The organism is Rhizobium sp. BK112 (assembly GCF_014193215.1).
GTDB lineage: Bacteria > Pseudomonadota > Alphaproteobacteria > Rhizobiales > Rhizobiaceae > Rhizobium > Rhizobium anhuiense.
Window position 1 is genome coordinate 1 of sequence record NZ_JACHYZ010000005.1, and the last position, 20,644, is coordinate 20,644.

A 20,644-nucleotide genomic window follows, 5' to 3' on the forward strand; every position below is an offset into this window, starting at 1 on the left:
CTGCCGTCAGCGCCAGCGGCAATGCTGAGTGTCGCATCTCTAAATGGCTGGCAACGTCGCGCCTCTAATCAGCTTTGACAATTGTTGTAGCCGGGCAGATTCCATTTTCAAATGCAACGAAGACAATAATCGATTGGCCTGAGCACCCGCCCTCTCCTTCGAGGCCCTTCGGGGCACCAGGATGAGGTTCTCTTGGATGTTGCGCTCCGCAAAACGTCCATCGAATGCGGCTCCGGCAGATCGGCGCCGCGCCGTCTCCGCTTGTCATGAGGAACAAAATTCGTATGGCGAGGTTGTCATTACGATAAGCACAAGACCATGGGAGGAACTCATGCGGAAATCTCTTCAATTCGTCCTGGTTGGCTTGGCCGCCATAACTGGGCTGACCATCTCGCCGACGATCGTTGCCGCGCAGGACTTGGAGTTGCGGCTCGGCCCTGGTGGCGTCGGCGTTTATGACCGTGATCGTGATTATGACCGTTATGACCGCCGCGACCGCGGACGGCGCGGTTGTGATCCGGACGATGCTCTCGACATCGCCCGCAGCGAAGGACTTCGCAGGGCGCAGATCGTCCGCATATCTGCCCGCAGCATCGTCGTCCAGGGCATGACGCGCCGCGGACCGGAGCGAATTGTCTTTGCAAACCAGCGAGGCTGCCCGGAAATCTGAGTAGCGGCGTGAGCTGTAAAGTCGGTCGGCCTTTGTGATTGCGGAACGAATCCGCCCGGTGCAGCCTTGTTTGCGCACCGGCGCGGAACCTTTGGGCGCTCCGGACATTGCTGCCCATGCGGCGACCTGCATTGGGCCGTCTGCACCTTGGAGCACCATAGGAGGATTCATCATGATGAGCGGTCAATTGAAGGCGCTTCTCGCCGTTCTTGCCGTTGCCGGCTACCAGAACAGAGACAAGATCGGGGAACTCCTGCGGGGCATCCAGAACCCTCAGCAGGCTGGCGCGGGGAACCAGCAGCCGGGCGGGCTTGGGGGCATTCTCGGCGGACTGGGCGGTTCCGGCGGTCTCGGCGGCCTCCTCGGCGGGCTGACCTCCGGTGGCATCGTCAGCGGCGGGCTGGGCGATCTTCTGAAGACATTTCAGCAGAACGGTCACGGCGACAAGATCGAGTCTTGGGTACAGCCCGGTCAGAATGCCGACATCAATGATGGGCAGCTGGCGGAAGCACTCGGGCCTGATGTTCTCAACGAGATCGCCGCCAATACCGGCCTTTCTCATGAGGAGATTTTGGGCCGGCTGAGCCGCGACCTTCCCAAGGCTGTCGACGATCTGACCCCAGAGGGGAAAGTGCCCACCGCCGAAGAGGCGTTTTTGTCATCCGCGAGCCAATCAACCACCTCCGGGCGGCCCGGCACCATCTGATATCGGGACGTCGCCCTCGCCTATCACCGCTGGGCAGGTGCTCGGTCATCGAACGCCTGCCAAAGTCTTCACTTGCAGGCCTGGGGAAGCAGGTTCATGCTTGTCCCTGTCCGCTGGTTGCGGCTGAAAGAGCCGCAACGCATCGGGTTTTCGCGAGATGCGTCCGATGGAGTGCGCGGGCTGCGGTTTCGATATTCAGAGCGGTTTTGCTTTCTGTCCGCGATGCGGCGCAAGGCAGCCTGTCACCTGCGCCGCCTGCGGCTATCCCTGTCAGCCCGATTTTGCCTTCTGCCCGCAATGCGGCGCATCGATATCAGGCAAAGTCCAACCTGCATCGAAGCCCAACATCGAAGCGACAGCGCCTAAGCCGGACAGCGATGCCGACCGGCGGCCGGTGACCGTGCTCTTTGCCGATCTCTGCGGCTTCACGACGCTGAGCGAGCAGATCGATCCCGAAGTCATGCGGGTGCTGCAGAACGAATTGTTCGAAGAGATGGCACAGGCGGTCGAGGCTTATGGCGGCTTTGTCGACAAGTTCGTCGGTGATGCGCTCCTGGCGCTGTTCGGCGCGCCGGTCGCCCATGAAGACGATCCGGTTCGGGCGCTTAACGCCGCACTCAATATGATCAAGCGAGCCACGGAGGTCGGCGAGCGCTGGCACGCACGCGCCGGCGTGCCGTTGCGTCTGCATATCGGCATCAATAGCGGCCCTGTTGTCACCGGCGGCTTCGGTGCAGTCAGTACGAAATCCTATTCGGTGACCGGCGATACGGTGAATACCGCGCAACGCCTGCAGTCCATGGCCGGCGAAAACGAGATCCTCGTTGGGCCGCTGACCTACCGCCTCACCCGCCATGCCTTCGCCTTCGACAGTCTCGGGGCTCAGACCTTGCGAGGCAAAAGCGGAAACGTGCAGGTCCATCGGCTGACCGGGCTGTCGGAAGCGCCGCATACGGCGCGTGGACTTGAAAGTTTCGGCCTGCGGGCGCCAATGATCGGACGGGACAGGGAGTTGTCGGGCTTGCTGACATGCCTCGACCTCGCCTGCGGCGGCGCGGCACAGCTTGTCCGCCTGATTGGCGAAGCGGGTATCGGCAAGTCGCGGCTGGTCAACGAGTTCGTCGCAATCGCTAGCAATACTGCCCGTTTTCGGGGCCTTGCCATCCGCAAAGCGACCTGCTCTCCCCTCGGCGAACAATCCTATGGGACGCTCGCCGCCGTGGTGCGCAGCGCCTACGGCATCGGCGAGCGGGATGATCTTGCCAGGACGCGGCAATTGCTGGCAACGGGGTTCGCCGCGCTCGATCTGACGCCGGAGGACGTGGAGGCACTTTTGCCGCTCTTTTTGCATGTCCTTGGTCTCGGAGATCCCGATGGCGCGTTGCGCCACATTGAGCCGGAGCAGTTGCGGCGGCAGATTTTCTATGCCGTCCGCACCGTCTTCGAGCGGCGGTTGGGACAAGGCCCCCTGCTGCTCGTCATCGAGGATCTGCATTGGGCGGACGCCGCCTCGCTTGAGGTGCTGCGCTTCATGATGGATCGGCTGGAGCGCAGCCGGCTGATGCTGCTTGTGATCTACCGGCCGACATCGCAGACCGACCCGCTGAACTCCAATCGTGTCAGCGTCACCGTGCAACGTCTTGAGCCACTCTTTGCAGCCGACGGGGAGAAGCTGCTTGCTGCCTTTTTTGGCGAGGGCCATAGCAAGTTGCCGGTGACGGTGCGCAAGCGCATCCTCGATCGCGCCGGCGGCAATCCGCTTTTCATCGAAGAAATCCTGCGCGGACTGATCGACATGGGCACGTTGCACGATGATGGTCAGCATGGCGACGGCCAGCACTGGCATGTCGCCGCCGAAGACACCGATGTCGATATCCCGGTCAATCTGCAAGCCCTGCTGCTTGCCCGCGTCGATCGGCTGCCGCAGGAGATCAGGCGGCTGGCGCAGGAGGCGGCGGTGGTCGGCCCGAAGTTCGATACCGCCCTGCTCCGCACCGTCGCCACCGACCCGAGCGGCATCGACGCTGCCTTGGATTACCTCTGCGATGCCAATATCATCGAGGAATTGCGCGGGTCCGATGCCGTGGTATCGCCGGGCTATCGCTTCAGCCAGACGCTGATGCACGATGTCATCTACCATAATCTCCTGCTGCAGCGGCGGATGGAGCTTCATCAACGGATCGGCCGGGCTCTGGAACGTCAGTATGGCGCAGCGCCCGACCGGCCCGAGCATCTGGCGCAACTTGGCCATCATTTCAGCCTGACCACCGAAAAGTCCAAGGGCGCCAGCTATCTGATGGCGGCAGGCGATCTGGCGCGCAAGACCTACGCCAATGATGATGCCATGCGTCTCTATCGGCAGGCGCTTGCGGCCTTTGCCAACGAGGCGGAAGTGACACCGGAGCAACTGGCGCTGCTGGAGCGTCTTGCCGATCTCTGCGGTCCTGCCGGCCTGCGCGACGCCGCCTTGGCCCATTATCAGCGAGCGCTTGCGATCCACCGCGCCAAAGACAATCCGATTGCCGCGGCGAGGATATTGCGCAAGATCGGCCGTTTGCATCTCGATGCCGGCCGCCGCGATCAGGCGGAGATCCATTGCGCCGAAGCTGAAGCGACGATCGCAACCGTGGATGCGCCGGTCGAACGTGCGCATGTCCTGCAAGAGCGCGGCCATCTCGCCTTCCGCATGGGCGATCAGGCTGCCGCTGCCGAGTGGGCGACGCAGGCGCTGCAATGCCTGCAAACGCTGCCGATCGACGGCACCACCGAGGCCGGACGGGAGACGGCGCGGGCGATGGCAGAGGCGCTGAATACCAAGGGTGCAGCCCTTGCGCGACTCGGACGTAGCCGCGAGGCCGTGCAGGAAGTGGAGCGCAGTCTCTCCGTCGCCGAAAAGGCCGATCTGCAAAGTGCCGCCTGCCGCGCCTATTCCAATCTTGGCGTTCTCTACACGATCGTCGATCCGGCCAGCGCCATCAAGATCTGCCGGCGAGGACTGGAGGTCGCGACCCGTATTGGCGATCTCGGCTTCCAGGCGCGTCTTCTCGCCAATCTCGCCGTTGCCTGCTGCACCTTTACCGATCGGTGCGCCGCCGAGGGCGTACCGGCGGCGGAGAAATCAGTCGAAATCGACCGGGCGCTCGATCAGCGCGACCATCTCTCCGTGCCGCTGATCGTGCTCGGCCAGATTCATCAATGCCACGGGCAGCCGAAGCTAGCTCGTAAGTATTACGAGGAAGCCCTTGAGGTTGCGAAGGAAATTGATGAACCGCAACTGCTCTTTCCGTGCTATGATGGCTTGGCGACACTCAGCCTCGAGCATGACGACATGGACGCGGCAGAACGGTATTTCACGCTGGCACAGGATGTGTGCATCCGCCACAACCTCGATCCAGGCACGCTCGTCGTCTTGCCGTTTCTCGACTGACCCGTCCTCGTTGCAGTGATCGCCGGAGATCGATTTGGCAAGTCGATTCAAAAACATAAAGGGAGGAACGAAACATGCAGGAGAACCACGCCGCAAGGCCATTGCAGCCGGGAGATCGCGCGCCGAACGTGGTGCTGGATGCTATCACCCGCCAGGGGAAAGTTGCCATCGACGATTTTCGCGGCCAGAAGCCGGTGCTCGTCGGGTTGTTCCGCGGATTGCATTGCCCCTTCTGCCGCCGCCAGATCGCCGCCATGGCCGAACTCACCGATGCCTTGCAGGAGAAAGGCATCGACAGCCTGACCGTCGTCAACACACCGATCGACCGCGCCCGCCTCTATTTTCGCTACCATCCGCTTCCCAATCTGCTGGCGGCCTCGGACCCGGAGCGGGTATCGCACAAGGCCTTCGGCCTGCCGAACCTTCAATTTACCGAAGACGAGAATGACTGGCCGCATAAAATCAGCATGAATGCGGTGACGTCGATGCGCATCGACATGCCGGACGAGCTTCCAGCGCCCATGGACCTGATGGCAGCCGTGGAATTTCTCGACAAGGCCGATGGTTACGAATTCACCGAAGATGACAAGCAGATGATCGCCACCGGCCACGGCCAGCTTGTCGGTGAATTCCTGCTCGATCGGGATGGCGTCGTGCGCTGGTGCTTCACCGAAGTCGAGGAGGATGGTCGTCATATGTTCGGCGGCCCTGCCCCTCGCGAAGTGATGTCGGCAGCGTCGAACATGGCTGTTTGAAGCAAAAGAGGCCGTTCTTGACCGGTTGAACGCCGGAGCAAGGCGGGCCATTCCAAACCCGCGTGCTCGCCGTCATTCCGCCCTGAATTTGGCGTGGCAGGTCGTGCAGGTCTGGAGCATGAGGTGGAACGCGTGTTCCGCCGGCATTGCCAGGAGATCCTGCTCGTTGCGGACGTGAGTGCCGAGCGGTCCGCCGCCCATGGCCTCGCCGGGCTTCATGCGCATGCTGGCAGACATCGATCCCGGGTTACTCCGGGCGGCGGCGTCCAGCGCGACCGCGTAGTCGCGCAGGTCGTTCGCAATCCGGTCGAACCGCTCGCGCTCCGCGGGGATGTTCGGCCTGGCCTTCGACTGTGGACTGACGGCCTCGGACATGAAGTGTCCGGAGAGAACGACACCCGACCTGTCGCGGATTGTATCGGCAGCCCAGCTGAACTCGTTAGCCGTGTAGCTCGCCGGATCCTTGAACATGCCGGAGATGGTCTTAACCGCCGCGGCCATGGCCTTCATGTCGGCCTGCCGAAGCGCTACGACATCCTCGGTCGCCGGCGACGAGACTGCCATGATCAGAATCACACCCACGACGAAGAGCAAACCGAACATGTTCGCAAAAATGGTTCGTCTCATAAGGCTGCTTTCCGAATCCGAGATCGTGCCGCTTGCGACTACCGATATCCGTTCTCATCGGGGCAATAAAAGGGCGGGCGCCCTCCCCGATACGCCGCATCTCGCGATGCTCCAAGCCGATCAGGAAGCGTTAACCGCCGCCGATTAGTCTGCGCCCTCGGCAGGAGAGGATCGATGAAAGGTGGCTATTCACTGGCCCAGATAGGGCTTCACTGGCTGGTCGCCCTCATGGTGCCGGTGCAGTATCTGACGGGTGGCAGCATCGAGAGAACCCACCATGCCGTCCACATGGGGATGGCGCCGGCTTATTGGGACGTCGTTCAGCACCAGCTCCATAACTATGCAGGAATGGCGATCGGACTGCTGATGGGCGCACGGCTGGTTCTTCGTATCCTTCAGCCGCCAGAGATCGGCGCGCCCGGCACATGGAGCGGACGAGCCGCCACGGCGCTTCATCACGCCTTCTACGCCGCCATCATTGGACAGGCCTGCATGGGATTGGTCGCGAGCTACGTCTGGTTCGCGATCGCGCCGTACCACGTTGTCGGGTCGAGGATCATCCTGGCGATGGTCGCGCTGCATCTCGCCGCGGCGATCTGGCATACGCTCGTCGTCCGTGACGATACGGTCGACCGGATACTGCTGCCGCGCCGGAAGCGGTCAGCCGAAAATCTGTAACGTGGCGAGCGTCAGCAGGACATAGCGGCCCGCCTTGGCGACGAAAACCAGGATCGTGTAGCATTATAGCGCCAAAGGAAGCTCTAGCTTGTGCACAACGTGATGTTCGCGCCACATAAAGGACTCGAACATCCGTGACACAGAGGTCTTAATTGAAATCCGGCTGCATTGCATGTAGGCCGTTGGGAATGGGCAAGATGTACCGAATCGCAATGAGCAAGCTGCTCGTGATGATACGGCTGGTGATCGTCGTATCACTGGCGGGGTACTCGTTGTCGAACGCTAACGCAGCGATGCACGGCTCCTCCTTCCCCGATCTCAAAGCCGTTGTGTCCGACGTGACGTCGCCCCATGAAGGCCACGACATGACGGAGGCCGCCCATCATGGCCACGCGCATGGCGACGTATCTCATGATGGCGATGGCCCGTCGAAGCTCGTCAAGCAGGAATGCTGCAAGGACTTCTGTGGCGGGCTTGGCATCATTTGTGATGGCCCCGACGTCGGCGGACCCGTCGTGACCTCGATCCGGCAGTTCGTCGACGACCAGACGACCATTGGCGAACTGCCGCCCCTCCACCGTCCCCCAAATATCTGAATAGAGACACACCCGCTTGATCGGGTCCCGTCGGTCGCGTGCCTTTTAGGCGAGCGCTCACAGGTTATCTCTTATTCGGAAACTTCATAATGAAACCCTCGCTTTTCGTGGTGGGGCTGCCGCTTCTTGTCGGCGGCTGCGCATCCACGCTTCCTCCCGACGTGGTGGCATCCTCCGCCGCCGTCGAACAGCCGTCCGCGCGCCCCATCACATACCGGTCGCCGATCTCGGGCTATGAAGCCAGGCAGCCCGTCGACCCCAAGCCTTGGCGCAGACAGAACGATCTGCAGTCTCCAGCAAATGGAGATGCCTCATGATCGGGCCTAGAAGAATAATCATGGCGCTGGCATTCCCGCTGGCGCTAAGCGGTTGCGTCACGGGCGACGACTATTCCCGCAATGAGGCGGGCTTCATTTCCGTCGCCAACAAGACCGCCAGTGTCGAGGCGAAAGAGACCGTCTGGATCCAGAACCGGAACCAGGCCCGTTCTGCGGGGGCGCAGGTCAAAAGCCTGCTTGCTCGAACGAAACCTCTCGACGTCGAGACGGCCGTCCAGATCGCCCTGCTCAACAACAAAGGCCTCCAGGCCGCCTATGCCGATCTTGGCGACAGCGCGGCTGACGCCTGGCAGTCGACGATGTTCATCAACCCGACAGTCTCCTTCGGCACCACAGGGATCGGAACTCCGGAACTTCAAGCGTTCAAGACGATCGAGGGGATGATCACAACGAACATCCTGGCGCTCGCGACGAAGAGCAGGGACGTGGCGATCGCCGACACACGCTTCCGGCAGGCGCAGTTGACCGCGGCCGTGAGAACGCTCCAGGTTGCCGCCGACACGCGGCGTGCCTGGATCGGCGCAGTCGCGGCGTGGGAGAACGTCGGGCAGCTCCAGCGCGCCCAGGCGACGGCCGATGCCGCTTCGGAGCTCGCGGCGAAGCTGGGCGAGACCGGTGCGATGACCAAGGGCGCCCAGGCACGTGAACATGTGTTCGTCGCCGAAATCGCCGGAGAAACGGCGAAGGCCCGCCTGGCGGCCCGCCTCGCCAAGGAGGAGCTGACGCGACTGATGGGCCTCTGGGGCTCCGAGCTGGACTATCAGGTTCCGAACAGCCTGCCGCCGCTGCCCAAGTCCGTCGCAAAACGCGACACCATCGAAGCCGAAGCACTCCGAAACCGGATAGACCTCCAGGTCGCGAAGCTCGAACTCGAAGCCACAGCCAGGTCCTATGGCCTGACCGAAGCGACGCGCTACGTCACCGACCTCGAGATCCTGACCGGCTTCGAAACGGAACGGGAAATCGAGGACGACGAGAAGAAGACAAGGACGACTCCCCAGGTCGAACTGGAGTTCGCAATCCCGATCTTCGACACGGGCAAGGCCCGGATGCGCAAGGCCGAGGTGGCATACATGCGGGCGGCGAACTTACTGGCGGAGAAAGCCGTCAACGTGCGCTCGGAAGCGCGCTCCGCCTACGAGGCCTACCGCTCGAACTACGACATCGCCCGGCACTACCGCAACAACGTCGTGCCGCTGCGCGCCAAGGTCGAGGAGGAATCCCTGCTGACCTACAACGGCATGATCACCAACACGTTCGAGCTGCTGACCGACACCCGCGACAAGATCAACTCCATCCTGCTCTCCGTCAACGCGAAGCGAGACTTCTGGCTGGCCGAAGCCAATCTCGCGCCTGCCATCTACGGCGGCGGCGCGACGAACGCCTCGGCAGAGACCGAGGTCGCCGCTGCTTCCGGGAGCGGCGGTGGCGGCGGTCATTGAGAAAGGAAACAACCATGTTCAACAGAAGACAACTGTTCGGTGCAAGCGCGGCCATGCTGGCGGCGGGAGCCTGGACGAAGACGTCGGCGATGGGTCTGCCTGACGCCCCGACAATGGAATCAGCGGACATGCAGCCGCCGCTCCACCCGACCTCGGGTCCAGACTACCAGCCGGTCGTCACCCTCAACGGCTGGACCCTGCCCCACCGGATGAATAACGGCGTCAAGGAGTTCCACCTCGTCGCCGAGCCGGTCGAGCGCGAGATGGCCGACGGCATGACAGCCTATCTCTGGGGCTATAACGGCCAGTCTCCGGGGCCGACGATCGAGGCGGTGGAAGGCGACCGCGTCCGTATCTTCGTCACCAACAAGCTGCCGGAGCACACGACGATCCACTGGCACGGCATGATCCTGCCGTCGGGCATGGACGGCGTCGGCGGCCTGACGCAACCGCACATCCCGGTCGGCAAAACCTACGTCTACGAGTTCGATCTCGTGAAGTCCGGCACCTTCATGTACCACCCGCATTCCGACGAGATGGTCCAGATGGCCATGGGCATGATGGGCTTCTTCGTCATCCATCCGAAGGATCCGAAGTTCATGCGCGTCGATCGCGACTTCGTCTTCCTGCTCAACGCCTACGACATCGATCCCGGCTCCTACGTGCCGCGGATCATGGAGATGACCGACTTCAACATGTGGTGCTGGAACAGCCGCGTGTTTCCGGACATCAGCCCCCTCGTCGTTTCCAAGAACGACAGGGTGCGGGTGCGTGTCGGCAACCTGACGATGACGAACCATCCAATCCATATGCATGGCTACGATTTCGAGGTGACATGCACCGACGGCGGCTGGGTCCGGCCGGAGGCGCGGTGGCCGGAGGTCAGCATCGACATTCCGGTCGGCGCGATGCGCGCCTACGAGTTCGATGCCAAGTACCTCGGCGACTGGGCGATCCACTGCCACAAGTCCCATCACACGATGAACGCCATGGGTCATGACATCCCGACTTTCATCGGTGCAGACAAGTCGAAGGTCGCCGAGAAGATCAGGAAACTGCAGCCGGACTACATGCCCATGGGTACCAAGGGCATGGCCGATATGGGCGAAATGGAAATGCCAATTCCCGAGAACACCGTTCCTATGATGACCGGCTGGGGGCCACACGGCCCCATCGAGATGGGCGGCATGTTCTCGGTCGTGAAGGTTCGCGAGGGCATCTCGGCGGACGACTACTCCGATCCCGGCTGGTACGAAAACCCGCCGGGAACGCAGGCCTGGGAGTGGACCGGCGAGCTGCCGGACGCGACCAAGGCCAAAGACGCAAAGACGCAAATCACGCCGAAGCCGACAAAAGGCTGAGGCCCAATCTCCCACGTCAAGAAAGGATCTACGCATGAAGAACTACGTATTGGCACTGGCGCTCGTCGCCCTCGCAACCCCGGCGCTCGCGTCCGGCACTCACGCCGGCGGCCATGGCGAGAAGATGGCCATCGGCGAGCCTGGCGACAAGGCGAAGTCGACGCAGACAATCCGCGTCACGATGAAGGAAACCGAGGACGGCAAGATGCTGTTTACTCCGGCCGTCTTCAATGTCCGCAAGGGACAGACGGTCAAGATCGCGATCAAGAATGCCGGAACCGTCGACCACGAGTTTGTGCTCGATCAGGAAGACAAGATTCTCGAGCACAAGGCGGTCATGGAGAAGTTCCCGGAGATGGAGCATGACGATCCGAACTCGATTCGCCTTCCAGCCGGCCAGTCCGGCGAGATCGTCTGGAAGTTCACCACCGATGGCGAATTCAAGTTCGCCTGCCTGATCCCCGGCCACTACGAAGCCGGCATGCACGGCGACGTCACCGTCGCTGGCAAGTAATCTGCAAAAGGAGCCATAAGCATGAAAACTGTTATGATCAAAATCGGCGTTGCCGCCCTGCTTTCGGCCAGCGCAGCCTTCGGTGCGTTCGCCCAGGAATTCACCAAGGGCGTCGTCAACAAGGTCGACACCAAGGCGAAGAAAGTCACCATCAAGCATGAGGACCTGAAGGGCCTCGACATGCCGGCGATGACGATGGTCTTCCGGGTCGAGGACCCGGCGCTGCTCGAAAAGCTGAAGGAAGGTTCGAACATCGAGTTCGTTGCCGAACGCGTGAATGGCAAGCTGACCGTCACCGAAGTAAAGTAGGGGACTCCTGCCGCCCGGCCTCGATCCGGGCGGCAGGACATCGAGGAGTGGAAACGATGCACAGGAGAAGCTTCATCGCATGGGCGGCATCAGCCCTGGCGTTCTGTGGCGGAAGGGCCTTCGCCGTCGCGCCGGCGAAGATGACCGTCTACAAGGATCCGAACTGCGGCTGCTGTCATGAATGGTCGAAGGCGATGGCGGCCGCAGGATTTTCGGTCGACGCCCGCGACACCGACGATCTTGCCGCGGTCAAGGCGCGGCTGGGCGTACCTGTCGACCTGGAGGGATGCCACACTGCCGTCGTCGAGGAATACTACCTCGAAGGACACGTTCCGCTCGAAGCCGTCCAGCGTCTGCTGCGGGAACGGCCGCCGGTCCGTGGGCTGGCCGTGCCCGGCATGCCTCCTGGTTCGTTGGGAATGGGCGACGACCAGCAGGCGTCCTTCGACGTCTATGCGATCCCCTCGGGGACCGCCGCGCCATACGTGTTCATGGAGGTCCGCCCCCGGAAGGGCTGACGCACTCGATCGGCCAAGCCATGTCGTACGACCGCTCAGGAAACCGGACTGTTGCAGAGCGCCGCCCAGAGATCGTGCTTCCAGTCGGCCCCCGGCCGCGCCGACACGTCGACCGCATAGTCGGCGGAATTGATCCGGACCGTGGCGGGCGAAACGCAGCGCACGCTCGCCTGGTGTCTTCCTCCGTCCCGATAGAGCACTGTCCCGCCGCCGTCGAACTCCAAAAGCGCAATGACGACGTCGAAATCGAAGGTGGGATCGCGGGCGGGCCTGCCCTCTGCCAGACTGAGGCTGACCGACCGGCTGCTGCCGAACGAAGCTGTATGGAAGATCGCAAATTCGGACGCCGCCGATATCGACGCGGACTGCGTGCAAAGGATCAAAAGCAGAAGGATCCGGTGCATTTACCCCTCCCGTGGTCAATGCATCTCGATCCTATCATATCCGAGGAGACCACGCGAATATTCGCATGGCTGGCCGGCCGTGTTTGAGTCACGCGGCGTCACTCCGGAAGACCGGCCTTGCGATAGCCGTCGATGAAATGCGCAAGCGTCCGGGCATCGCGGAAGGGCTCGGTCGCCGCCCAGTGGCGGGTTGAAAAATGCGGGTTGGCGACGAGGAACAGTTCGACCTCGGCGCTCGCCTCGCCAAGACGGCCGAGCTGGGCAAGGCTTGCCGCCAGGAAACGGCGTGAGCTCGTCCGATAGGTCTCGTCCCGGCGCAGCGTCTCAACGGCAGATTCGTAATCACCGGCGGCATATTGCGCCTGGCCGAGCGTCAGATAATACCAGCTTGCCGGAAACGGGTTCAGCCGAAAGGCCTTGGCGATGTGCTCACGCCCCTCCCCGATCCGCCCGGCGAGAACCGCGATGTCGGACAGCGCCGCAAAGGTGTCGGCCTCGTTGGGATCGAGCTCGATCGCCTTGGCGAACTCCGCATCCGCCTCGTCGAAGCTGCGCTCATAGGCCAACAGGTAGGCCAGGATCCAACGACAGCCAGCATCGTTGGGGTCGATTGCGACAGCCTTGCGTGCCAGTTCCAAGGCAAGGCTGCGGGTCGGTTGCGTTGGTCCGCCGCTGTGGACCTCTCCCATCCAGTGGTTGATGGCGAGCCAGCGATAGGCCTCGGCATAGTCCGGATCGAGCGAGATCGCACGCGTCAGCATCAGATGCGCTTCCCGCGCCGTCTGCGGTGAATCATCCATCAGCCTGCGCGCCCGCACACAGAGATCGTAAGCCTCGAGGTTCTTCGGTCGGTTGCGCGGCGGCGGCGCGCGCAGACGGCCGAGCAGCGCCTCGACGATCTTGCCGGTGACCTCGTCCTGAACGGCAAAGATATCGTCCAGGCTGCGGTCGAAGCGTTCGGCCCACAGATGATCGCCGCTGACCGCGTCGACCAACTGGGCGTTGATCCGCACCTGCCCTGCGGCGCGTCTGGCGCTCCCCTCCAGCAGGTAGCGCACCCCGAGCTCCTCGGCGATGGCGCGCACGTCCATCGCCCTTCCCTTGTAGGCAAAGGCCGAGTTGCGGGCGATGACGAACAGGCCCGGCATCCTGGAGAGATCAGTGATCAGGTCTTCGGTCAGCCCATCCGCAAAGGATTCCTGCTCGGGATCGTTGCTGATATTGACGAAGGGCAGCACAGCGATCGATGGCTTGTCGGGCAGCGGCAGAGGTGTTCGCTTCACGCCGCCGAGATGATTGATGGCGCCTGCAAAGCGGTAGCCGACGCGCGGCACCGTGGCGATCCATTCACCGTCATCGGCGGCCGGGCCGAGCAGCTTGCGCAACTGCGCGATCTGGACAGTGAGATTGCCTTCCTCGACCGCCCTGCCCGGCCACGCCGCATCCATCAATTCGGCCTTCCCCAAGATTTCGCCGGGCCGCCTGACAAGTGCTTCAAGCAGCTTTACCCCGCGATGGCCAACGGCAACGGGATCGTCGTTCCGAAGGAGCGTTCCCGCCCCCGGATCAAGCACGAACGGACCAAAGGCAAAGCGCGATCCCATGGGGCGCATCCTAGAGACTTTAAAGCTTGGATGGAACTATTCGTCCGCTTAAGCCGCATAGCATCAAGGACACGAGCGCCGGCCGGGACTGAGCCTCGTCTGGATAAGGTTGCCTGGAATCCAAAACGCAACGAATGCACGGCCTGCTGCTAGAGGAAGCAGGATTTCAATCCTGCCGGACGATGGCGCCGATGACATTGACCAGAAGGCGCGCGGCGGTCAGGGCTGACAGACCATCAACGTCTGCAGGAGGATAGAGTTCGACAAGGTCGAATCCCGCAATCTCAGCCCGCTTGCCGAGGCCGGCAATCAGATCGATCACCTCCGTATAAGTGAGGCCGCCAGCGGTACGCGCCGCCACGCCCGGCATGATACTGGGATCGATGCTGTCACAATCGAGGGTGACGACGACCCGGGCTCCTTCCGGAATATACTGAAGAGCGGCCTCGACGCCTCGAGCGTGGATCTCGCGGGCGGTCACGAAGCGGCTGCCATAGCGCTGCGCCGCCTCGATGTCGGCGAGGCGCGCACTGCCGACGCTGCGCAGGCCGACCTGCACCATGCCGGCGACATGCGGCATCTCGCTTGCCCGACGCATCGGACTTGAATAGCCGTAGCGTTCACCATGCACTTCGTCGCGCCAGTCGATATGGGCATCGATCTGCAGGACCCAGACAGGCCCTTGATCGGCAAAGCCGGCAAGGAAGGGAATGGTCACGGAACAGTCGCCACCGAGCAGGATCGGTACCGCCTGCAAAGCCAGCACCTCGCGCGTCTTCGCCTCGATACGGCCCCGGTTGCCGGGATTGTCATGCAGGATGGTCTGGATGTCGCCGGCATCGATGCATGAGACCGGCCCGCCGTCGAACAGCGGGCCGCCGAGATCGAAATCCCAGTGCTCAAGGAGTGGTGCATCGTCCTGGCTCGCCGCGCGGATGGCACCAGCGGCCAGGGCGTAGCCGCTGCTGTTCTTGCCGGGATAGGTGCTGCCATGGGCGGCTGCAAAGATCACCGCACGGGGCAAACGTCCATTGGGGAGGCGATCGGGAAGGCCGAGAAAGGAAAGCGGAGCTGTCATTTCCTGATGGTCCTGATGATGTCTGGCTGAAACTGTCGTGCTGAGGGTTTACGGTTGGGATGAAATTGGGCGCTGACCTGTTTAATCCCTTTGGACGTTTTTGAGAACTTTTTGGAAAAACTTAAGTACGACGCTCCCCTCTGTCCTGCAGAATTCATCCTCTTTGACGTCGAGGCTCCCGGAGCCTCAAAGCCTATGGTCTGACGAGGATAATCTGCATGACTGCCGAAAGCATCACATCACCGCACGCGGACCGCATTCCATGGGCGGCGATGACGGGCATTATCGCCACCGTCACGGTGTTCGCCGTGGCCCAGGGACTGACCTATCCGCTGCTCAGTTTTATCCTGGAGCGACAGGGAACGACATCCGGGCTGATTGGCCTGTCGGCGGCGATGACGCCGCTGGGTTTCATTGTGTCGGCCCCCTTCATTCCGGCGCTTTCGCGGCGCGTGGGCGGAGCGCGGCTGGCGATCCTGTGTTCGATCCTCGCCGCCCTCACGCTGATCGCGATCGCCTGGAAACAGGACGTCTGGGCCTGGATACCGCTGCGCTTCCTGCTCGGCTTCTTCGCCAATCCGCTCTACGTGATCAGCGAAACCTGGCTGATCTCCATCACGCCAGCACCACGCCGAGGCCGCATCATGGGCCTCTATTCATCGATCGTTTCGGGTGGCTTCGCCATTGGCCCGCTGTCGCTCGGCCTCGCCGGCACTGAGGGTTGGCCGCCCTTCATTATCGGCATCGCCGCCTTCCTCCTCTGCGGCCTGATCGTGCTTGCGGTCGCCCCGCGCCTGCCCACCACGCCTGTGGAAGGCAAGGCAACATCCGTCGGCGGCTTCTTCGCACTGGCACCGCTGCTGTTGTTTGCGGTTTTCGCGGCCGCCGCCTTCGAGCAGATCCTGCTTTCGCTGTTTGCGGTCTATGGCGCCGCCCTGGGCAGCGGCGAGGAGCGTATCGCTTCGCTGATCACCTGCTTCATCGCAGGCAATGCCGCGCTGCAGATCCTGCTCGGGCGCGTGGCCGAGCGGTTCGGGTCGACACGGACCATGTTGCTTTGCGTCCTGACTTGCCTGGCCAGTTGCCTCTTGCTGCCGCTCGTCTTCGATGCGTGGCTCATCTGGCCGCTGGTTTTCACCTGGGGCGGCGTCTCGTTCGGGATCTATACCCTGTCGCTGATCCAGCTCGGCGAGCGTTTCACCGGCCAGGCCTTGATCGCCGGTAACGCCGCCTTCGCCTTGGTATGGGGCATCGGCGGCATCGTGGGCTCGCCCGCGACAGGACTGGCGATGCAACTGATTGGCCATCAGGGGCTGCCATCGTCCCTCGCTCTGCTCAGCTGCATACTGGCGGTGCTTCTGATCGCGGAAAGGCGACGGGGCTGAGCGAGCCACTGGGTTTGACACAAATGCGGGCTTGGCGTCTCACAAGCAGCCCGGTTTTGTGATGGATCACCTGCACTCAATTTAGCAGGTTGAGCAAATATATAACACGTTATATAACCATCGATACAAATGGGGGAATGGCATGGTCGAGGATGTGGTCCGAACGCTCGGGTTTCTGTGCATGGGCAGCCGTCTGCGGCGCATCGGCGAGAGGTTGCAGGCAGATACGCAGCAGATCATCGACGAGATCGGCCTTGGCATCCAGGCGGGCCAATACCCATTCCTGGCGGCGATCGACCGGGCCGGCCCGCTGACGGTCGGCGAGCTGGCGCAGGCAGTGGGCATTACCCAGCCGGGCGCCACGAGGACCACCGGCCAGCTTCTCGAACTCGGTTTCGTCGACATGCAGCCGGCGCCGGATGATCAGCGCCGCCGATTGGTCTCGCTGACCGACAAGGGCCAGGAACTCATCGACTATTCGAAGATATCGGTCTGGCCGCGTGTCGCGGCAGCCGTCGCCGATCTCTGCGGCGATCTCGACGGGCCGATTCTCGAACAGCTCGCCGCCATCGAGGACGGGCTTGCAGAGGCGCCGCTGGCACAGCGGAGCCCCGCCAAGGAGAAAACACGATGAAACATGTTCTCGACCGTCCAATCTGGAGCGCGCTGGAGAGCGCGCACTCCCATCTTGCGGAAGGCAATGAAAATGCGCGGCGATACCCGCCGTCGATCGTCCCCTTCGCGGCGTCTGCCGACGACAGGCCGGAGAGCCTCGACGCGCTGGAGGCGCTGCCGGCGTCGGAGGAGAGCATGATCCTCGTTGAAGCCGGACCGATCGTCATCCCAGCGGGGCTAGCCGTCATCGCCGAGGCATCGTTGGTGCAAATGATTGCCGAGCGGCCTCACGGGCGAATTTCGGATTCTCGCATCGAGCCGCTGACGGAGGCCGATGCCGCCGACATGCTGGCCTTGGCGACCTTGACCAAACCCGGGCCGTTCACGCTGCGCGCCCAGAGCCTCGGCAGCTTCTGGGGGATCAGAAGCAACGGCCGCCTGGTCGCGATGGCCGGACAGCGGATGCGGCAGAGCGGCTTCATCGAGCTCAGCGGGCTTTGCACCCATCCCGATTTCCAGGGGCGCGGTTTCGGCACACTGCTCTTCCGTTTCGTTGCCGGCGAAATCGCATCCAGCGGCGACACGGCCTATCTGCATGCCTATGCATCGAATATCTCGGCCATTTCCCTCTACAAAACGCAGGGTTTTGCTCTTCGCTCGGAGATGAATATGCGCGCGGTCAAACGCCGGTCCTGAGCGGTATTCACCACTATCGTACCGCTGCCGGCAGCACTTCGAATTTCCAGAATCTTTCCGGGCCGAAATAGGCCGAGGAAAACGCGCGGATATCGCCGGCGGTGACCTTGTCGTAGCCGCCGAGACTATCGCGTATCCGGTCTAAACGACGCGAATCCGTCTGAGCGTGGTGCAGATATGAGAGCCAATATTCATTGCTCTGCTGCTGATGCTTCAATGTCTCGATGATGGGTGCCCGGGCGCGCGCAAGCTCGTCCGGCGAGACCTCCTGCGATCTGAGATCATTGGCGATCTCGTCGACAAGGGCGTAAAAGCGCGCAACCTTTTCCGGGCCTGTCTCGACGTAGAAATAGGCGTAGCCGTAACCGGGGACTTCCCTTGACAGGTCGACGTCGCCCTGCACGGCATAGCTTGCGCCTTCTGCAATGCGAAACTGGTCGATCAGCCTGTTTTGAAAAATCTGCACGGCGACATTGGCGGTGAAGGAACGCGGCAGATCGGAGAGCAGATCGCCGATGGGAGCTCCAACGACGGCGGCGGCATTGTCTGCCCTGCCGCTATGGGCCTGCAAGACGGGCTGGTTGGTCGCCGGCGGAAAACGCACCTCGTCCCGATCGGTGCTCGACGCAGTCTCCGGGCGCGGCGGCAAAGCGCCGAAGGTTTCAGCCGTCAGCCGGATCGCCTCGTCCACCGTGACGTCGCCGACGATGGTGACATCGATCGGGCCGTTGGAAACCATCGGCCGGAACAGCGCCTCGAAATCGTCCGGCTTGGCGGCGGACAATTGCGCGCGGTCGGGGAAGGTCCAGCGCAGATCTCCGGAATGCACGAGACCTGCGAAATCGCGGCTGACAACGCCGCCGGGCGACGCGTCATACTGATCGAGGCCGCTCAAATAGGCCTGCTGCACACGCTTGAACGCCTCGGGGCGGTAGGCTGGATCGGAGGTGTAAGCGGTCATCAGTTGCAGCTGTGTCGCAAGATCTTCCGTCCGTGTCCGACCGTCGAACCTGAAGGAGCTGTCGCCGACCGAGAAGTCGACGCCGACGATGTTGGCCGTCAGCGCTTTCTGTATATCCTCGTAATCCATGGCCTTCACGCCGGATAGCACCACGGCCGGAGATGCCCAGGTCGCGAGGGAACGGTCGCGCGGCAGATCCAGCCGACCGCGGCCGATATCTTCGCGCACCAGCACTTCGTTGGCACGCAGTTTGGTTGGCTTGACGGTCAGCCGCACGCCATTGGAAAAGCGCACCATGGTCAAGCCAAGATCTTCGACGGCGCGGCGTTCGACCACTGCGCCCGGCTCGCCGAAATGGGTGTAGGGCCAGGCGACGTCAGCAGCACCGGATGGCGCCGAGACGTCAATGGCATTCGAAGCGTCATAGACTTGCCGAACCGTGTCGGCTCCGCCCTGCGGTGATTGGGGCGTCTGCAGCACGACCTGCGGACCGTTGCCGGAGAAAGCACGCTGAAGGGCTTGATTGACCTCGGCCATCGTGACGCCCTTCGTTATCGTCTCGAACAGCGAGAGGTCTTCGGCAGGCGAGGTGAAGACTTGATCGTCGTCGACGCTGCCAGCCAGCGCCGAGGCGATGTCGGTGGTCGCGCGCGTCGCGGCTCCGTCTGCGGCAGCTTGCAGAGCCAAGCGATATTCGCGGATTTCGCGATCGATCTCCGCCTTTTCAACGCCGAATTTTTGGATACGACGCTGTTCCTGGTCGATGGCCGTGAGCGCTGCCTGCCATTTGTCCGCCTCGGAATTTGCCGAGACCAGGACGACATGCGCGGAATCGAGGAGATCCTGGGAGCCTACGCCCGCGCTGATGAAAGGGGCATCCGCCTTGCTGGCGATAGCGCTCACCCGCCGTTTGAGCACCAGCAGCCCGAGATCCTCAATAAGCTCGGCGCGGCGCCTGGCAGAGGTATCAGGCGCGGCGTCATAGGGACGCGTCCAGGCGACCTGTATGCTCGTCATGCCGCCGGGAACAGTGATCACCTCGGCACTTTCGCCTTTCGCCGCCAGTGTGCCAAGATCCGGTTTTGCCGGCGCCGGCCCCACGGCCTTCCAGTCGCCGAAGCGCTGCCGGATTTCGGTTTCCATGGCGGCCGGGTCGATATCGCCCACTACGATCAACGTTGCCCGATCGGGTCGGTAGTTGGCCCGGTAATAATCACGGACGAGGTCTACGGGCGCATTGCTGATGATGTCGGCTTTGCCGATCGGCACGCGCATGGTCGCGCGCTGGCCGGCGAGCAACGAATTCATGATTCCGAGCGCTGCGCGAGACTGCGGTGTATCGCGCAGCCGCTCTTCCGACAGGATGACGCCGCGTTCGCGATCGAAAGCTCCGGCATCGAGGGTCAGCTCGCTCGCCGTTTCCCGCATCAGCATCAGGCCCGTCGAAACTGTGTCCGCATCGACCTCGGGCAGATCGAGCGCATAGACAGTCTCGTCATAAGAGGTATGGGCGTTGGTGTCCGGTCCAAAGGCCAGGCCCTTGCGCTGCAAGATACGGATCATCTCCCCTTCGGCGACATGCGTCGAACCCTTGAAGGCCATGTGCTCGAGAAAATGCGCCAGACCCTGCTGGTTGTCGTTTTCCTCGAGCGAGCCGGCGCCGATGCGAAAGCGGATCGCGGCCTGTCCGGGCGGCGTGACGTTGCGCATGATCGCAAACCGCATGCCGTTGGCGAGCGTGCCGAAATGCACGCCAGTCTCGGCTTGCAGGTCGCTTTGCGTTTGCGGCCAAGGCTCGGATGGGGTGTCCGCATAGGCTGGCAACGCGAAGTTTGCAGCAAGGCAGACCGCCGCGAGAAACCACCGCGCCGTGGAGCATTCCATTTGTTTGTGAGACATTCTTGTCCAGGTGATGAGCAGGAGAAGGGTAGATAGCGTCGATTCGACTATTCCACAGGTT

20 protein-coding genes are annotated in these 20,644 nt (G+C 62.5%); 15 read left to right on the forward strand and 5 right to left on the reverse strand.

The window, feature by feature from the left end; translation table 11 throughout:
- Window positions 1-331 precede the first annotated feature (331 nt).
- The 4 genes from FHT75_RS15375 (at window position 332) to FHT75_RS15390 (ending at window position 5,558) form a co-directional block, all read left to right on the forward strand.
- On the forward strand, window positions 332-670 hold the full coding sequence (locus FHT75_RS15375; protein WP_063475604.1) for a hypothetical protein: 339 nt from the start codon (window positions 332-334) through the stop codon (window positions 668-670).
- Between the two features lie 172 nt (window positions 671-842).
- Complete coding sequence (locus tag FHT75_RS15380; protein ID WP_063475603.1) at window positions 843-1,376, forward strand: YidB family protein; 534 nt, start codon at window positions 843-845, stop codon at window positions 1,374-1,376.
- A 166-nt stretch (window positions 1,377-1,542) separates the two neighbouring features.
- The gene (locus tag FHT75_RS15385) at window positions 1,543-4,803 is read left to right on the forward strand and encodes an adenylate/guanylate cyclase domain-containing protein (protein WP_183845053.1); all 3,261 of its coding nucleotides are present in this window, start codon (window positions 1,543-1,545) and stop codon (window positions 4,801-4,803) included.
- A gap of 74 nt (window positions 4,804-4,877) precedes the next feature.
- The gene (locus FHT75_RS15390; protein ID WP_047615201.1) at window positions 4,878-5,558 is read left to right on the forward strand and encodes a peroxiredoxin-like family protein; all 681 of its coding nucleotides are present in this window, start codon (window positions 4,878-4,880) and stop codon (window positions 5,556-5,558) included.
- A gap of 72 nt (window positions 5,559-5,630) precedes the next feature.
- Here FHT75_RS15390 and FHT75_RS15395 read toward each other — a convergent pair whose 3' ends face one another.
- Window positions 5,631-6,161 carry a c-type cytochrome gene (locus FHT75_RS15395; protein WP_409527369.1) on the reverse strand — a complete coding sequence of 177 codons (531 nt, stop codon included), beginning with the start codon at window positions 6,159-6,161 and terminating at the stop codon, window positions 5,631-5,633.
- Between the two features lie 198 nt (window positions 6,162-6,359).
- Here FHT75_RS15395 and FHT75_RS15400 point away from each other — a divergent pair, with 198 nt between their 5' ends.
- The 8 genes from FHT75_RS15400 to FHT75_RS15435 all read left to right on the forward strand — a co-directional run bounded on the left by FHT75_RS15400 (window position 6,360) and on the right by FHT75_RS15435 (window position 11,941).
- Window positions 6,360-6,863, forward strand: a complete 504-nt coding sequence (locus FHT75_RS15400) for a cytochrome b (RefSeq protein WP_097630811.1) — start codon at window positions 6,360-6,362, stop codon at window positions 6,861-6,863.
- Between the two features lie 197 nt (window positions 6,864-7,060).
- Window positions 7,061-7,459, forward strand: coding sequence for a hypothetical protein (locus FHT75_RS15405; RefSeq protein ID WP_097630884.1), 399 nt, complete (start codon window positions 7,061-7,063; stop codon window positions 7,457-7,459).
- Between the two features lie 89 nt (window positions 7,460-7,548).
- The gene (locus FHT75_RS35845) at window positions 7,549-7,776 is read left to right on the forward strand and encodes a hypothetical protein (protein WP_047615196.1); all 228 of its coding nucleotides are present in this window, start codon (window positions 7,549-7,551) and stop codon (window positions 7,774-7,776) included.
- The gene (locus tag FHT75_RS15415) at window positions 7,773-9,239 is read left to right on the forward strand and encodes a TolC family protein (protein WP_183845052.1); all 1,467 of its coding nucleotides are present in this window, start codon (window positions 7,773-7,775) and stop codon (window positions 9,237-9,239) included. The genes FHT75_RS35845 and FHT75_RS15415 overlap by 4 nt, the downstream gene beginning before the upstream one ends.
- Before the next feature lie 14 nt (window positions 9,240-9,253).
- Complete coding sequence (locus tag FHT75_RS15420; RefSeq protein WP_047615193.1) at window positions 9,254-10,600, forward strand: multicopper oxidase family protein; 1,347 nt, start codon at window positions 9,254-9,256, stop codon at window positions 10,598-10,600.
- 34 nt (window positions 10,601-10,634) lie between these two features.
- On the forward strand, window positions 10,635-11,114 hold the full coding sequence (locus tag FHT75_RS15425) for a plastocyanin/azurin family copper-binding protein (RefSeq protein ID WP_097630813.1): 480 nt from the start codon (window positions 10,635-10,637) through the stop codon (window positions 11,112-11,114).
- Between the two features lie 21 nt (window positions 11,115-11,135).
- On the forward strand, window positions 11,136-11,423 hold the full coding sequence (locus FHT75_RS15430) for a copper-binding protein (RefSeq protein ID WP_062940207.1): 288 nt from the start codon (window positions 11,136-11,138) through the stop codon (window positions 11,421-11,423).
- Between the two features lie 56 nt (window positions 11,424-11,479).
- Window positions 11,480-11,941: a DUF411 domain-containing protein gene (locus FHT75_RS15435; protein WP_097630814.1), complete on the forward strand. Its 462-nt coding sequence runs from the start codon at window positions 11,480-11,482 to the stop codon at window positions 11,939-11,941.
- 35 nt (window positions 11,942-11,976) lie between these two features.
- On the opposite strand, the gene FHT75_RS15440 is transcribed toward FHT75_RS15435, so the two are convergent.
- From FHT75_RS15440 to FHT75_RS15450, 3 genes are all read right to left on the reverse strand, one after another.
- Window positions 11,977-12,345, reverse strand: a complete 369-nt coding sequence (locus FHT75_RS15440) for a hypothetical protein (protein WP_063475594.1) — start codon at window positions 12,343-12,345, stop codon at window positions 11,977-11,979.
- Between the two features lie 98 nt (window positions 12,346-12,443).
- Window positions 12,444-13,958, reverse strand: a complete 1,515-nt coding sequence (locus FHT75_RS15445; RefSeq protein ID WP_183845051.1) for a winged helix-turn-helix domain-containing tetratricopeptide repeat protein — start codon at window positions 13,956-13,958, stop codon at window positions 12,444-12,446.
- A gap of 157 nt (window positions 13,959-14,115) precedes the next feature.
- Window positions 14,116-15,027: an agmatinase gene (locus FHT75_RS15450; RefSeq protein WP_097630816.1), complete on the reverse strand. Its 912-nt coding sequence runs from the start codon at window positions 15,025-15,027 to the stop codon at window positions 14,116-14,118.
- Window positions 15,028-15,245: 218 nt separating this feature from the next.
- On the opposite strand from FHT75_RS15450, the gene FHT75_RS15455 reads away from it, so the two are divergent.
- From FHT75_RS15455 to FHT75_RS15465, 3 genes are all read left to right on the forward strand, one after another.
- Complete coding sequence (locus FHT75_RS15455; protein WP_097630817.1) at window positions 15,246-16,412, forward strand: MFS transporter; 1,167 nt, start codon at window positions 15,246-15,248, stop codon at window positions 16,410-16,412.
- 142 nt (window positions 16,413-16,554) lie between these two features.
- Window positions 16,555-17,046: a MarR family winged helix-turn-helix transcriptional regulator gene (locus tag FHT75_RS15460; RefSeq protein ID WP_063475590.1), complete on the forward strand. Its 492-nt coding sequence runs from the start codon at window positions 16,555-16,557 to the stop codon at window positions 17,044-17,046.
- A complete protein-coding gene (locus FHT75_RS15465; protein WP_097630818.1) occupies window positions 17,043-17,723 on the forward strand; it encodes a GNAT family N-acetyltransferase in 681 nt (226 codons plus the stop codon). Before FHT75_RS15460 ends, FHT75_RS15465 begins: the two co-directional genes overlap by 4 nt.
- A 13-nt stretch (window positions 17,724-17,736) precedes the next feature.
- Here the strand turns inward: FHT75_RS15465 and FHT75_RS15470 are convergent, their stop codons facing one another.
- Window positions 17,737-20,583: a M16 family metallopeptidase gene (locus FHT75_RS15470; RefSeq protein ID WP_245450189.1), complete on the reverse strand. Its 2,847-nt coding sequence runs from the start codon at window positions 20,581-20,583 to the stop codon at window positions 17,737-17,739.
- Window positions 20,584-20,644 lie beyond the last annotated feature (61 nt).

Coding starts and splice junctions, on each gene's coding strand:
- FHT75_RS15375 (WP_063475604.1), top strand. CDS start 332: ATGCGGAAATCTCTTCAATTCGTCCTGGTTGGCTTGGCCGCCATAACT.
- FHT75_RS15380 (WP_063475603.1), top strand. CDS start 843: ATGATGAGCGGTCAATTGAAGGCGCTTCTCGCCGTTCTTGCCGTTGCC.
- FHT75_RS15385 (WP_183845053.1), top strand. CDS start 1,543: ATGGAGTGCGCGGGCTGCGGTTTCGATATTCAGAGCGGTTTTGCTTTC.
- FHT75_RS15390 (WP_047615201.1), top strand. CDS start 4,878: ATGCAGGAGAACCACGCCGCAAGGCCATTGCAGCCGGGAGATCGCGCG.
- FHT75_RS15395 (WP_409527369.1), bottom strand. CDS start 6,161: ATGTTCGGTTTGCTCTTCGTCGTGGGTGTGATTCTGATCATGGCAGTC.
- FHT75_RS15400 (WP_097630811.1), top strand. CDS start 6,360: ATGAAAGGTGGCTATTCACTGGCCCAGATAGGGCTTCACTGGCTGGTC.
- FHT75_RS15405 (WP_097630884.1), top strand. CDS start 7,061: ATGTACCGAATCGCAATGAGCAAGCTGCTCGTGATGATACGGCTGGTG.
- FHT75_RS35845 (WP_047615196.1), top strand. CDS start 7,549: ATGAAACCCTCGCTTTTCGTGGTGGGGCTGCCGCTTCTTGTCGGCGGC.
- FHT75_RS15415 (WP_183845052.1), top strand. CDS start 7,773: ATGATCGGGCCTAGAAGAATAATCATGGCGCTGGCATTCCCGCTGGCG.
- FHT75_RS15420 (WP_047615193.1), top strand. CDS start 9,254: ATGTTCAACAGAAGACAACTGTTCGGTGCAAGCGCGGCCATGCTGGCG.
- FHT75_RS15425 (WP_097630813.1), top strand. CDS start 10,635: ATGAAGAACTACGTATTGGCACTGGCGCTCGTCGCCCTCGCAACCCCG.
- FHT75_RS15430 (WP_062940207.1), top strand. CDS start 11,136: ATGAAAACTGTTATGATCAAAATCGGCGTTGCCGCCCTGCTTTCGGCC.
- FHT75_RS15435 (WP_097630814.1), top strand. CDS start 11,480: ATGCACAGGAGAAGCTTCATCGCATGGGCGGCATCAGCCCTGGCGTTC.
- FHT75_RS15440 (WP_063475594.1), bottom strand. CDS start 12,345: ATGCACCGGATCCTTCTGCTTTTGATCCTTTGCACGCAGTCCGCGTCG.
- FHT75_RS15445 (WP_183845051.1), bottom strand. CDS start 13,958: ATGCGCCCCATGGGATCGCGCTTTGCCTTTGGTCCGTTCGTGCTTGAT.
- FHT75_RS15450 (WP_097630816.1), bottom strand. CDS start 15,027: ATGACAGCTCCGCTTTCCTTTCTCGGCCTTCCCGATCGCCTCCCCAAT.
- FHT75_RS15455 (WP_097630817.1), top strand. CDS start 15,246: ATGACTGCCGAAAGCATCACATCACCGCACGCGGACCGCATTCCATGG.
- FHT75_RS15460 (WP_063475590.1), top strand. CDS start 16,555: ATGGTCGAGGATGTGGTCCGAACGCTCGGGTTTCTGTGCATGGGCAGC.
- FHT75_RS15465 (WP_097630818.1), top strand. CDS start 17,043: ATGAAACATGTTCTCGACCGTCCAATCTGGAGCGCGCTGGAGAGCGCG.
- FHT75_RS15470 (WP_245450189.1), bottom strand. CDS start 20,583: ATGTCTCACAAACAAATGGAATGCTCCACGGCGCGGTGGTTTCTCGCG.